Annotated in this window: 11 protein-coding genes; 8 read left to right on the top strand and 3 right to left on the bottom strand. The window is 62.5% G+C overall.

Annotated features, from left to right (window positions below; translation table 11 throughout):
- Positions 1-78: 78 nt before the first annotated feature.
- Positions 79-852, bottom strand: a complete 774-nt coding sequence (locus PG5_RS28150; RefSeq protein ID WP_020800480.1) for an IclR family transcriptional regulator C-terminal domain-containing protein — start codon at positions 850-852, stop codon at positions 79-81.
- A gap of 145 nt (positions 853-997) precedes the next feature.
- Here PG5_RS28150 and PG5_RS28145 point away from each other — a divergent pair, with 145 nt between their 5' ends.
- Genes PG5_RS28145 through PG5_RS28130 form a run of 4 tightly spaced genes read left to right on the top strand, consistent with a single transcriptional unit; the run spans position 998 to position 5,697 of the window.
- Positions 998-1,816: a shikimate dehydrogenase gene (locus PG5_RS28145; RefSeq protein WP_020800479.1), complete on the top strand. Its 819-nt coding sequence runs from the start codon at positions 998-1,000 to the stop codon at positions 1,814-1,816.
- Positions 1,817-1,848: 32 nt separating this feature from the next.
- Positions 1,849-3,627, top strand: a complete 1,779-nt coding sequence (locus tag PG5_RS28140) for an FAD-dependent oxidoreductase (RefSeq protein WP_020800478.1) — start codon at positions 1,849-1,851, stop codon at positions 3,625-3,627.
- Positions 3,596-3,916 (top strand): NIPSNAP family protein, encoded by a 321-nt coding sequence (locus tag PG5_RS28135; protein ID WP_020800477.1) that lies wholly within the window; start codon positions 3,596-3,598, stop codon positions 3,914-3,916. Before PG5_RS28140 ends, PG5_RS28135 begins: the two co-directional genes overlap by 32 nt.
- A 59-nt stretch (positions 3,917-3,975) precedes the next feature.
- Entirely contained in the window at positions 3,976-5,697 is a 1,722-nt protein-coding gene (locus PG5_RS28130; RefSeq protein ID WP_020800476.1) for an FAD-dependent oxidoreductase, read from the top strand.
- A 34-nt stretch (positions 5,698-5,731) separates the two neighbouring features.
- On the opposite strand, the gene PG5_RS28125 is transcribed toward PG5_RS28130, so the two are convergent.
- Together PG5_RS28125 and PG5_RS28120 are read right to left on the bottom strand one after the other, a co-directional pair.
- The gene (locus tag PG5_RS28125) at positions 5,732-6,367 is read right to left on the bottom strand and encodes a response regulator transcription factor (RefSeq protein WP_020800475.1); all 636 of its coding nucleotides are present in this window, start codon (positions 6,365-6,367) and stop codon (positions 5,732-5,734) included.
- 10 nt (positions 6,368-6,377) lie between these two features.
- The gene (locus PG5_RS28120; protein WP_020800474.1) at positions 6,378-8,648 is read right to left on the bottom strand and encodes a PAS domain S-box protein; all 2,271 of its coding nucleotides are present in this window, start codon (positions 8,646-8,648) and stop codon (positions 6,378-6,380) included.
- 229 nt (positions 8,649-8,877) lie between these two features.
- Between PG5_RS28120 and PG5_RS28115 the strand changes: the two genes are divergently transcribed.
- From PG5_RS28115 to PG5_RS28095, 4 genes are all read left to right on the top strand, one after another.
- The gene (locus PG5_RS28115; RefSeq protein ID WP_020800473.1) at positions 8,878-10,500 is read left to right on the top strand and encodes an acyl-CoA synthetase; all 1,623 of its coding nucleotides are present in this window, start codon (positions 8,878-8,880) and stop codon (positions 10,498-10,500) included.
- Positions 10,501-10,611: 111 nt separating this feature from the next.
- Positions 10,612-12,384, top strand: coding sequence for an acyl-CoA dehydrogenase C-terminal domain-containing protein (locus PG5_RS28110; protein ID WP_020800472.1), 1,773 nt, complete (start codon positions 10,612-10,614; stop codon positions 12,382-12,384).
- A 177-nt stretch (positions 12,385-12,561) separates the two neighbouring features.
- Positions 12,562-12,960, top strand: coding sequence for a hypothetical protein (locus PG5_RS33950; RefSeq protein WP_080725400.1), 399 nt, complete (start codon positions 12,562-12,564; stop codon positions 12,958-12,960).
- A gap of 43 nt (positions 12,961-13,003) precedes the next feature.
- Entirely contained in the window at positions 13,004-13,438 is a 435-nt protein-coding gene (locus PG5_RS28095; protein WP_020800470.1) for a VOC family protein, read from the top strand.
- Positions 13,439-13,487 lie beyond the last annotated feature (49 nt).

Raw genomic sequence — 13,487 nt, 5'->3', positions numbered from 1 at the left:
GCTGTTGGCCGATAGCTGCCCTTATCAACCGACCAAGTCGGATCAATCGCAACCCTCCCCACAGGCAACACCATCGCCCTACAACGTCATGATCGGCCGCAGCAACGCCTGACCCTCATACAATGCAGACAAATAACGTTCGCGCATTTGCTCCACGGTCATTCGCGATGCATGGGTGGTGAGCGTCAAGGTGGCCTGCAACTGCCCTTCGCGATCAATCAATGGCACGCTCAGCACCCGCATGCCCACTTCGTATTCCTGATCCACCAGGACGTAGCCACGCTGCGCCGCCAAGGCGATTTCGGCGCGGATCTGTTTTTCATCGGTGAGCGTGTAGGGGGTAATCGCCTGGGGCGGGTTGCGTGCGAAATACCCGTCCAGCGCTTCGCCAGACAAGCTCGCCAGCCAGAGCCGGCCACTGCCGGTGCAATACATGGGCACCCGTGAGCCAGGCCGGATCGACATCGAGGTGATGTGGCTGTAGCGGCTGCGCACCACATGCACGATGTCATCCCCGTCGCGAATGCCCACCGACACATGCTCCTGGGTGGTACGCGCCACCTGTTCGACGATCGGCCGCAGCATGCGCGGCAGCACGGCCGAATCGACATAGGCCTGGCCAATGCGCAGGGTCTTGGCGGTCAGCCAGTAGAAACGACCATCGGTCTGCGCGAAGTCGTCATGCACCAGCGTCAGCAAAAAACGCCGGGCAGCGCTCTGCGTCATGTCGGCCATGCGCGCCACCTCCGGCACGCTCAGGCGCGGATGTTCCTGGGAAAACAGTTGCAACAACGCCAGGCCCTTTTGCAGGCCGACGATCAGGTCCCGTTGATGGATGGTGGGCTGCTTCATCGCGACGACTCTAATTCAGGCAAGTAATGCGATTATCGCACTGCTGATGCGATTATCAACTTAAACGCCTGGCAGCCTGATTGTCCGCTCCCCTCCCCACTCGCACTATCGGCCCCACAACACAGCCAATAAGCGGGTACATCAAATGATCCAGGGTTCGACTGAACTGGTCGCCATCGTCGGCTCGCCTGTGACACAGGTCAAATCGCCGGAAAACTTCAACCACTGGTTCGCTGGACACCGGCAAAACGTTGCCATGCTGGCCATCGACCTTGCGCCGAGCGCCCTGCAGAACTTCGTCGAGACCTTGCGTGGCTGGCAGAACCTGCGCGGCTGCGTGGTCACCGTCCCCTACAAACAGCTACTGGCCGGCCGCCTGGACAGTGTCAGTGCGCGCTCGGCGGCGCTGGGTTCGGTCAACGTGATCCGGCGCGAGGCCGACGGCCGGCTGGTGGGCGATATCGTCGACGGCGAAGGTTTTCTCAGTGCGGCGCGCCAGCAGGGTTTCAATCCGCAAGACAAACAGGCGCTGGTGATCGGCACCGGCGGTGTCGGCAGTGCGATTGCTTATTCACTGTGCCAGGCCGGGATCCGTCATCTGGTCATCAGCGACTTGAGCGCGGAGCGCGTCGAGATGCTCGGCGAACTGTTGCGCGACACGTTTCCCGAGACAGTGATCAGCGCCAATCCCACCTCGCTTGAGCAGTTCGATCTGGTGGTCAACGCCTCGCCGGTCGGCATGGGCGCCACCAGCGAGGAAGGTCCGCTGCCATTGCCGCAAGGCCTGATGCAAAGCTTGCAAGCGTCGACGCTGGTTGCCGATGTCGTGACTTCGCCAGCGCTGACGCCGTTTCTCGTCTTCGCCCAAGGGCGTGGCTGTGCGATCCAGACCGGCCCGCAAATGGCCCTGGCGCAACTGGGCAACCTCGGCCACTTCATGGGCGTAACACCGCTGCAGATCTGATCTGCGGCCGTGTCCTTAACAGGCGATAGACGATGAACATGACGACTACCCAGCTCCCTGCCGGTGCCGACCGGGTCTACGACGTGATTGTCCTGGGCAGCGGCGCCGCCGGTTTCGCCGCGGCGGTGACCGCCAGTTGCCGCGGCCTCCAGGTCTTGCTGGTGGAAAAGACCGAAACCTTTGGCGGCACCTCGGCGATCTCCGGTGGCGCGGTCTGGCTGCACGACACTGATCAGGCCCGGGCCGCCGGGTATCACCTGGGCGCCGACGAAATGCGCCGCTACCTCAAGGAGGTGATCGGGGCTGGCTACAACCCGGCGCTGATCGACGCCTTCATCGACAATGGCCGCGAAGCCTTGAGTTTTCTGCAGGCCCACAGCGAACTCAAATACAGCCTGCGGCCACTGTCGCCCGACTATTACCCGGACTTGCCCGGTGGCACGCAAACCGGTCGCGCCCTGGAAATCGACGAGTACGACGGGCGCAAGCTCGGTGAGCACTTCAAAGACTTGAAGCGGCCACCGGACGGCATGCTGCTGTTCGGCGGCATGATGGTCAATCGTGTCGACATCCAGCACTTCCTCAGCTTCAAGCGCTCGCCGCAATCGCTCTGGCACTGCCTGAAACTGATGGGCCGATATGCTATCGATCGCCTCAGCCATCCACGCGGTACGCGCCTGACCGTGGGCAATGCCTTGATCGCCCGGCTGGCGACCACCGCCTTCGCCAATGGCGTCGACTTGTGGCTCGAGGCGACGCCCGACGCGTTGCTGATCGAACAGGGACGCGTAGACGGCGTGCAGATCACCTGGCGCGGACAAACCCGCAAGGTATTGGCCAAGGGCGGTGTGGTATTGGCCATGGGCGGATTTGCCGCCGGCGCCCAAGCCGCGGCGCAGCGGCCAGCGACCGACTCGGAACACTGGAGCATGTCCCCGGCGGCCAATGTGGGGGACGGACAACGACTGGCCGCTGCGGTCAACGCAGCGATTGGCGACAACCTGTCGGCAAACTTCTTCTGGGCGCCGGTTTCGGTCCTGCGCAAGGCCGACGGCAGCCTCGAGCGTTTTCCGCACCTGGTGACCGATCGGGCCAAACCCGGTGTGATCGCGGTCAACCGCGCCGGACGACGTTTCGTCAACGAGTCGGACTCCTATCACTGCTTCGTCCAAGGCATGTTCGCCAACGGCGGCGCGAATGCGCCCTGCTGGCTGATCTGTGACAGCGAAGCCTTGAACCGATACGGCATGGGCCTGGCCCGTCCGCGGCCGGTCGACAACAGCGCATTGATCGAAGCCGGTTACCTGCTGCGCGCAGACAGCCTCGCCGAACTGGCCCTTATCGCGGGCATCGATGCCACGGCCCTGGAGCAGACCCTGACGCAGTTCAACGCCGATGCAGTGCTTGGCGTCGACCGGCAGTTCGGCAAAGGCAGCAGCGCCTACAACCGCTACATGGGTGACCCGCTCCATGGACCCAACCCGTGCCTGAAGCCGTTGCACAAGGCGCCGTTCTACGCCATTCGCCTGTTTACCGGCGACCTCGGCTCTGCCCGCGGACTGGTCACCAACGGCCAGGCCAACGTGCTCGACCGCAGCGGTGCACCGATCCCCGGCCTGTACGCCGCCGGCAATGAAATGAATTCGATCATGGACGGCACCTACCCAGGCCCCGGCATCACCCTCGGCCCGGGCATCACCTTCGGCTACCTCGCCGCCAGTGATATCGCCGCCCGTCTTGAGCACAACACACACCCACACGCCCAAACTGGAGCTCCGCATGTACTACGAACTGCGCACCTACACGATTAAACCGACCCGCCTTGGCGACTGGCTGGCCCTGTACAAAACCGCGGCACTGGCCGTGCAACAAGAGCACCTGGGCAACCTGGTCGGTTTCTTCACCACCGAAATCGGCGAGGTCAACCAGGTGGTGCACATCTGGGCCTATACCAGCCTCGACGATCGCATGAACCGCCGCAACGCCATGGCCGCCGATCCGCGCTGGCAGGACTTCGCCAGGCAGAACAAGGCGCTCGACGCCGTGGTGACGCTGGAGTCGCGCTTGCTGCGCCCGACCGACTTTTCACCGTTGCAATAACCGTCCCCTGTAGGAGCGAGCATGCTCCTACAGTGAAAAGCCCAAATATGGAGGTCGCCATGAGCGTCTTGCCGTCGATGAATGTCGACGACCTTATCTGTGATGTCCTGGTCATCGGTTCCGGCGCCTCGGGCCTGGCGACTGCCGTCACCTGTGCCGAGCTCGGCCTCGACGTCATCGTGGTGGAAAAAGAGCCGGTGCTCGGCGGCACGAGTGCCTGGTCGGGCGGCTGGCTGTGGGTCCCACGCAATCCGTTGGCAGTCGCCGAAGGCGTCGTGGAGGAGCTCGAACAGGCGCGAATCTATTTGCGCAACGAGCTGCACAGCGATGTGCTCGACCCGCGCATGGAGATGTTCCTCGAGCAGGGCCCGAAGATGGTCGAGTTTTTTCAGCGCCATACCGAAGTGCAATTTTTCTCCGGCAGCAAGATGCCTGACTTTCATGCCAGCGAAGGTCATGCCCGAGGCGGCCGCTCGCTCTGCGCCCTGCCATTCGATGGTCGTCGACTGGGTCCGTGGATCGACAAGCTTCGGCGTCCGCTGGACCTCATCAGCCTTGCCGGAATGGGCATTGCCGGCGGCGCCGATCTCAACCACTTCCTCAATGCGACCCGCTCGGCAAGCTCACTGCTGTATGTCGGCAAACGCCTGTTGCGCCATGCCCGGGACCTGATGTGCCACGGCCGGGGCATGCACCTGGTGAACGGCAATGCCCTGGTCGCCCGGCTGTTGAAAAGCGCCCTGGATCGCAACGTCCGCCTGCTGACCGATACACGGGTAGGTGAGCTGCTGCGCGAGGACCAACATGTGGTCGGCGCGCGTATCGACCGCGGCGCAGGCCTGCTCGAGATTCGTGCACGACGGGGTGTGGTGATGGCCTGCGGCGGCTTCCCCCACGACCGGCAACGTATTGCCCAGCAGTTCGCCCACGCCCCTGATGGCAGCGCACACTTGAGCGCTGCGCCCAAGGGCAATACCGGCGATGGCTTGCGCCTGGCTGAAAGCGTCGGCGCTCGCGTCGCCTGCGACCTGGCGCAGGCCGCGGCGTGGGCACCGGTGTCTCGCGTGCCGCGCGAGGACGGCGGTTTCAGTGGCTTTCCCCATCTGATGGATCGGGCGAAACCGGGTTTTCTCGCCGTGCGCCGTGATGGTCGACGCTTCGTCAACGAAGCAGACTCCTACCATGACTACATGTGCGCACTGTTCGATGCCTGCGGATCGGGAGAACCCCCGGTGTCCTGGTTGATTTGCGACCATCGCGCCCAGCGGCGCTATGGCCTGGGCTGGTCCAGGCCCTTTCCCTTCCCGACAGCGTCCTATGTGCGCATGGGCTATCTGTTCAAGGACTCGACCCTGGCAGGACTGGCACGCCAGTGTGGGATCGATGCGCAGCAACTGCAGGCCACGGTCGATACGTTCAATCAGTTTGCCGAGAAAGGCTGCGATCCACAATTTCGTCGCGGTGAGTCGCTGTACAACAAAAACCAGGGGGAAATCCTCCACGGTCCCAACCCGTCCCTTGGCAGCCTGCGCCAAGCCCCCTTCTACGCCGTGAAGCTGGTGCCTGGCAGCCTCGGCACCTTCGCCGGGCTGCACACCGACGCCTGTGCCCGGGTGCTGGACGACAATCAAGCGCCGATTCCAGGACTGTTCGCCGTGGGCAATGACATGAACAGCATCATGAACGGCCGTTACCCCAGCGGCGGCATTACCCTCGGGCCGGGCATGACGTTCGGCTACATTGCAGGAAAAACACTGGCAGGCTCAGCGGCGTGTCGATAAGCGCAATCAAGCAGATGCTGGCCAGGGCGAGGGCTCAACGCAACTTCAGCGGATCGACCATCTGCGCCGCGATGGCCATGCCCACCAAGTCCGGCAACGTATTGGCCTGCATGCGTTTCATGACGCGCGCGCGATACAGGTCGACGGTTTTTGCACTCACGCCCAGTTGCTCGGCGATTTCGCGGGTGGTGTAACCCTGCACCAGCGGCAACAGGATATCGCGCTCGCGCGGGGTCAAGGTCAGCAAGCGCGCCTGCAAGGCTTCGTGGCCCTGGTTACCCGAACGGTGGGTGGCACAGTTGCTGAGTGCCTGTTGCACGCTGTCCAGCAACAGCTGTTCGTTGTAAGGCTTCTCGATAAAGTCATGGGCGCCGGCCTTGAACGCGCGCACCACGATCGGCACATCCGCGTGCCCGCTGACAAAGATGATCGGCAGGTTCAGTTGGCGCACGCGCATTTCTTCCTGCACGTTCAAGCCGCCCATACCGGGCATGCGCACATCCAGCAGCACGCAGGCGTCGAGGCTCGCATCGCAGGCATCGAGGAACGCGACACCACTGGTGAACGGCAGGGCCTTGAGCCCGACCGACTCCAGGAGCCAGACCGTCGACTCGAGCATGCCTTGGTCATCATCGACCACGTACACCACCTGCTCCGTTACACCTGCCATTACCTGATTCCTATTGTTGTTTTGTTGGGCCGGCCAGCGGCAAGCGGCAACACATCAGCAGCCCGACAGGCTGGCGCCAGGCATTCAATTCGCCACCGAAACCTTCGATGATGCTGCGGCTCATGGACAGACCGAGCCCCAGGCCATCGGCCTTGCTGGTGTAGAAGGGGGTAAAGATCTGCTGAAGTTGCGGTTCGCTGACGCCCGGCCCCTGATCTTGCACATGGATCTCCACGCACGTGCCACTGCCCTGCCCCACGGTCATCACGATCACCGAAGGCTGCCCGGGATGTTGCTCACGGTTGGCGTCGATGGCGTTACGCAACAGGTTGAGCAGCACCTGTTCCAGCAACACGCGGTCGGCATAAACGGGCGGCAGATTATCCGGCAGTCGATCCTCGATTGTCACTTGGCAATTGCTCGCCTCCCAGGCACATAAACGCACGGCTTCGCGGGCCACGTCAGTCAGGTTCAGCGCCTGCATGCGACGTTGTCCCTTGCGTAAAAAGGCGCGTAGCCGCCGAATCACTTCGGAGGCGTGGGTGGCGTGATGGGTAATGCGCTCCAGGCCCTGGGTCACTCTTGCTGCCGCTTGAGGATTGGAGTCCAGTGTCTGCAGGTAGCGCAGGCTCGCGTTCGCATAATTGACCACGGCCGCCAGCGGCTGGTTGATTTCGTGGGCGATTCCCGAAGCCAGTTCACCCAGGGTGACCAGGCGTGCGGTGTGCGCCAGTTCATCCTGATGACGCCGCTGTTGCGCTTCGCGCAGTTCGCGCTCGGTCATGTCACGCGCGACCAACGAGTAATAGCGCTCGCCGCTGGCGGAACGGTGCGCCAGCAACACCAGCGACACCGGCACCGATGTGCCGCCGTCCGGTGGTTGCAGGCGCGCATCGGTGCTCCAGACACCGTCGCGCTCGGCGCTGCGCCAACCGTCGCGCTGCAGGCGCGCAAGGTCAGCGCTGGCGAACAATGTAGCCAGGGCCGGCATGGGTTGTTGCTCATCAATCCCGAGGATGCGGCGTGCGGCTGGATTGAGGTAAGTGACCAGGCCCCCGGGAGCGATGAACAACACCGGATCGATGTTGGCCTCGACCACTTCGGCCAAGCGTCGCTTATTCTCCTCGGCCTGCACGCGGGCCGTAACGTCACGGGACACGCAGACGATTTCAACCACCGCGCCGGTGTAGGTTTCCCGGATCGCCCGGCTGGCCGTTTCGAACCACAGGTAATGGCCGTCGCGATGGCGGATGCGGTACGTCATGGTGTGATAACCATCCTGCTCCAGCGCATCGCGCGCACGCTGCACGAGACCGGCCAGGTCCTGGCCATGGAACAGGCCCTGGGCCATTTGCCCGCGCAGTGCTTCGGGCCAATAGCCGAGCAAGGTCCAGGAAGCCGGTGACGCATCGATCACACGCCCATCCGGTGTGTGGCGGGAAATCAGGTCGGTGGTGTTTTCGATGATCAGCCGGTAAAGCCGTCGTGCAGTGGCCGCTTCACGCTCTGCCAGCACCTGCACCGTGGCGTCGCGGCAACGGGCGAGCACCCGGTTTTCCTGGGGGTCGGGGATAAAAGTCCAGATCAGGACCTGTGACTCAAACTGAGCCTCGACGCCTTCGACAGCCCGTTGCTGGGTCAGGCAGGCACGCACCAGCTCTCGGTGATTGACCGGTAAAAAACCCAGCACATCGCCCAGCGATTTTTCCGCGAGCAGCGCCATCAGTGCCGCGTTGAACTCCAGCGGTCGACCTTGCGCGTCGAGCAACAGGCTCGGTTGCGGGTCGAGGCCCAGCAGAGGCGAACCACGCAGCATGCCGTTGACACTGCTCAGCAGCGTCGTCAGCAAATCCTGGACCCATCCCAGCCAATCGAGACTCACGCCCTCGCGCACTTGCACCAGCAACAAGCCCGGCTGCCCGGGCGTCAAGGCCAGGTCGAACACCTGGCCATGGCTTATCGCGGCCCGGCGCAACCGGCCGGACAACCAGCAATCGAGTTGACGCACTTCAGCCAGGGCCAGGCGCCCTGTGTCTGCCAGAAGATCGAAGAGCAATTGGTCGCTGGCCAGCGCAGGGTCGCCAAGTCCCGGTGGAAACTGCTGGGCCGTGCCCTCATGGCGGTAGATTCGCGAAGGCGGCTGCCAACTCAGGTACACCGCCCGCTGCACTTCGGGACAGTCCTGCAGCGCCAGACACAACGCATCAGCCCGGGCGGCCAGGGACACACTCTCGCGCTGCAGGCGCAACCAACTGTGCAATCGAACGGGAGTAACGGTCATTACGCGCCCACTTTGTCAGGGAAACCAAGCCTATACCAACTTGGAAGGTCGGTGGCGTCGACTCAGAATCAGAAGAATCACATATAGTACATATACTATAGTGCTTAGGTTGTACTTCCATATAACAGACAAAATATTATATAACGTCATCCGGACTTAGAAGGTGACCTCGGCGACTACGCCGCCAGGTCAGCCATAGAGCTAACAATCAGCCAACGAGTATCCGTACATGTCTATCTATGACCAGGGCCTGGGCCCTTCGGCTGTCAATCACATTGCCCTCTCGCCGCTCAGTTTCATCGAGCGCACCGCCAGTACCTACCCGAACCACCCCGCCGTTATCCACGGTTCGATTCGCCGTACCTGGGCCCAGACCTACACCCGTTGCCGCCGCCTGGCCTCGGCGCTGGCCGGTCGAGGCATCGGCAAGGACGACACGGTGGCGGTGATGCTGCCCAACATTCCCGAGATGCTGGAAGTGCATTTCGGCGTGCCGATGATCGGTGCCGTGCTCAACCCGCTCAACGTCCGGCTGGATGCCGAAGCGATCGCATTCATGCTCCAGCATGGCGAAGCCAAAGTGCTGATCACCGACCGCGAGTTCCATGACGTGATCAAGGCGGCGCTTGGCATGCTCGATCACCCACCCCTGGTGATCGACGTCAATGACCCGGAATACGGCGAAGGCCAGGCCGCGAGCGACCTGGACTACGAAGCGCTGTTGGCCGAAGGCGACCCGGCGTTTGACTGGAAATGGCCGCTCGACGAGTGGCAGGCCATTTCGCTGAACTACACGTCAGGCACCACCGGCAATCCCAAGGGGGTGGTCTACCACCATCGCGGCGCTTACCTGAGTGCTCTGGGCAACCAGATGACCTGGGCCATCGGCAATCATCCGGTGTACCTCTGGACGTTGCCAATGTTCCATTGCAACGGCTGGTGCTACCCGTGGACCATCACGGCCCTGGCAGGCGTGCACGTGTTCCTGCGCCGGGTCGACCCGCAGAGAATCCTCACGTTGATCCGCGAGCATCAGGTCACTCACCTGTGCGGTGCGCCGATCGTGCTCAATGCATTGGTCAATATGCCGGAGTCGGCGAAAGCGGCCATCGATCACCCGGTCAATGCCTTGGTCGCGGGCGCTGCGCCACCGGCCAAAGTGATCGGTGCCGTCGAAGAGATGGGCATCAAGGTCACGCACGTATTTGGCCTGACCGAAACCTATGGCCCGGTGACGGTCTGCGCCTGGCACGCCGAATGGGATGAGTTACCCCTGGAGCAGCGGGCGCAAATCAAGTCGCGACAGGGTGTGCGCTTCCCGACACTGGAAGGCGTGATGGTCGGCGACTGCACAACGCTGGAACCAACCCCGCGCGATGGCCAGACGATCGGTGAGATTTTCCTGCGCGGCAACACGGTGATGAAGGGCTACCTGAAGAACCCGACCGCCACTGCCGAAGCGTTCGAAGGTGGCTGGTTCCACACCGGTGACCTGGCGGTCTGGCATCCCGACGGGTACGTCGAAATCAAGGACCGACTCAAGGACATCATCATCTCCGGTGGCGAGAACATCTCCACCATTGAGCTCGAAGGCGTGCTCTATCGCCATCCCGCTGTGATGGAAGCCGCCGTGGTCGCCCGTCCCGATGAGAAATGGGGCGAAACGCCCTGCGCCTTCATCACCTTGAAGGCGGATCACCAGGACGTTCGAGAGGCTGACATCATCGCTTTCTGCCGTGAGCATCTGGCCGGGTTCAAGGTCCCGCGCACCGTGATCTTCACGCTCTTGCCCAAGACGTCCACTGGCAAGATCCAGAAGTTCGTGCTGCGCGACCGGGCCAAGGCGCTCTAATCCCTTCTACCCTGCTTGCATCAAGCAGCAGGTCTGCACCTGCTGCTTGGGGGTCGTGCAGGCCACATTCGGCTGTGCCCGTGACACAACCGTCCCAACGAGGTTTACGTTATGCCAGAATTCAAAGCCCCCCTGCGTGACTTGCGCTTTGTGCTGCACGAAGTGTTCGAGGCCCCGGCCCTGTGGGCGCGCCTGCCCGCCTTGGCCGACAGCATCGACGCGGACACCGCGGATGCCATTCTTGAGGAGGCGGCAAAAGTCACCGAGCACCTGATTGCGCCCCTCAATCGTAGCGGCGACGAAGAAGGCGCACAGTGGCATGAGGGGCGAGTCAGCACCCCCAGCGGTTTCAAACAGGCTTACGCAACCTACATCAAAGGCGGCTGGGTAGGACTGTCCGGCAACGCCGAATTCGGTGGCATGGGCATGCCAAAAATGCTGGCCGTGCAATTCGAAGAGATGCTCTATGGCGCCAACTCAAGTTTTGCGCTGTATTCGGCCTTGAGCGCTGGCGCCTGCCTGGCATTGGATGCCCACGCCAGCGACACCCTGAAAAATCTCTATCTGCCACCGATGTATGAAGGCCGCTGGGCCGGCTCCATGTGCCTGACCGAAGCCCATGCAGGCACCGACCTTGGGCTGATCCGCACCCGCGCCGAACCTGAGGCTGACGGCAGCTACAAGATCACCGGCAGCAAGATCTTCATCACCGGGGGCGACCAGGACCTGACCGAAAACATCGTTCATCTGGTACTGGCCAAACTGCCGAATGCACCGGCGGGTCCGAAAGGCATTTCGCTGTTCGTCGTGCCTAAAGTGCTGGTCAATGCCGACGGCTCGCTTGGCGGTGCCAACGCCGTGAGTTGCGGCTCGATCGAACACAAGATGGGCATCAAGGCCTCAGCCACCTGCGTGATGAACTTCGACGGTGCCAGTGGCTGGTTGATCGGTGAAGAGAACAAAGGCCTGGCGGCGATGTTCACCATGATGAATTACGAACGCCTGTCCATCGGCATTCAGGGCATCGGCTGCGCCGAGGCGTCCTACCAGAGTGCCGTCGCCTACGCGCGTGAACGCCTTCAGAGTCGGGCCCCCACGGGCGCCGTGGCGGCGGACAAACCGGCCGACCCGATCATCGTTCACCCGGATGTGCGGCGCATGCTGCTGGGCATGAAAGCCATGACCGAAGGCGGCCGCGCGTTCGCCAGCTATGTCGGGCAACAACTGGACCTGGCGAAGTTTTCCGCTGATGCCGGCGAGCGCGACAGTGCGCAGGTCCTGGTGGCGCTGCTGACGCCCGTGGCCAAGGCATTTTTTACCGACAGCGGCCTGGAAAGCTGCATCAATGGCCAGCAGGTTTTCGGCGGCCACGGCTACATTCGCGAATGGGGCCAGGAACAATTGGTTCGTGATGTGCGCATCGCGCAAATCTACGAAGGCACCAATGGCATCCAGGCACTGGATCTGCTCGGGCGCAAAGTACTTGCCGACAAAGGCCTCGCACTGCGCCAGTTCACCGGCGAGATCCGCCGCTTCGCCGCACAGCCTGACGCCCCCTATGCCACGCAACTGCTGGATGTCGTGCAGCGGCTGGAGGACATCAGCGACTGGCTCCACGACAGAGCGGCAAGCAACCGCAACGAAGTCGGCGCGGCGTCGGTGGAGTATTTGCACCTGTTCGGTTACGTCGCCTACGCCTGGCTCTGGTCGCGCATGGCTCAGGTTGCGCGGCAAAAACGCAGCGAAGACGAAGATTTCTACGACGCGAAAATCGCCACCGCCGACTTTTACTTCCAGCGCTTGCTTCCACGCACCTTGAGCCTTGAGCAATCCATTCGGGCAGGTAGCGACTCGTTGTATGGCCTGCGCGCTGAACAATTCTGATTGAGCGACGCCATGGCGCTCTGGCGGGCGTTGCACTAATTGCAACGCCTGCCTAGAACTTTTCCTTGATTGTCGGTCTATTTGGATAGGCTCATCCGCTCGGTAGGCGCGAACCCGCAGGCTTCGCGCAGCCAGATGGCCACACGTCCAATTGCCAATCAGAGGTTGTCTTCGCTCATGAAATTCCATGTCCCACGGATGGTGCTCCTCGGCCTGTTCGCGTTCGCGGCAATGGGCTCGGCATCAGCAACACAGATGAAGACTTCAACCCCTGTTTCCGCCCCCCCAGTCACAGCCGTCCAGGCGCCCGTGCGGGCCGCCGACACCCCCTGGCCGACCTTGGCCAGCACGGCCGACAAGCAGCCAGGAGCGTTGCTTGCCCATGACGATCGATACTGGCACGACGGTCGTTGGCACGATCGCCGGGACGAATGGCGTCGAGACGAATGGCGCAGGGCCCAGTGGCGCAGAGAGCAAGCCCGCCGGGAAGCCGAACGCCACCGCTATTGGGAGCGCCACCGCGACCGGGACACGCGCTACCGCTACGACGACGATCGCCGCTACTATCGTCGCTAGCGCCAGGCTACGCGACTTCGTTTAAAAACAGGGAGCGAAGGACATGGCCATCAAGCGCATGGACAACGTCCTGATCGTTGTCGACGATCTCGAAGCGGTGAAGGCATTCTTTATCGCGTTGGGTCTCACGCTCGAAGGCCAAACCACCGTTGAAGGGGCTGCTGTCGGCAGCCTCATTGGGCTGGGCAACGTGCGAGCCACCCTCGCGATGCTGCGCACCGCCGACGGACAGGGCATTGAACTGGACAAGTTCCACACCCCGGAGGCCGTTCGGTTTGGCCCCGTGGACACACCAATGAACGCCCTGGGTCTTCGTCGCATCATGTTTGCCGTCGATGACATCGATGCGCTCGTGACACAGATGCAAGCCCATGGCGCCGAATTGATTGGCCAGATGCAGTACGAAACATCGTACCGGCTCGCCTATGTTCGTGGGCCTGAGGGCATCATCGTCGGGCTTGCGGAGCAACTCGGCTAATGCGTGTGCGGTTTTATTAGACCACTGGCAATCGTGGTTAACGGGGCGC

Source organism: Pseudomonas sp. G5(2012) (assembly GCF_000408945.1).
In the GTDB taxonomy this organism is placed as follows: domain Bacteria; phylum Pseudomonadota; class Gammaproteobacteria; order Pseudomonadales; family Pseudomonadaceae; genus Aquipseudomonas; species Aquipseudomonas umsongensis.
The sequence above is the reverse complement of the archived record's forward strand: the minus strand, read 5'-3'. Positions and strand labels throughout refer to the sequence as shown.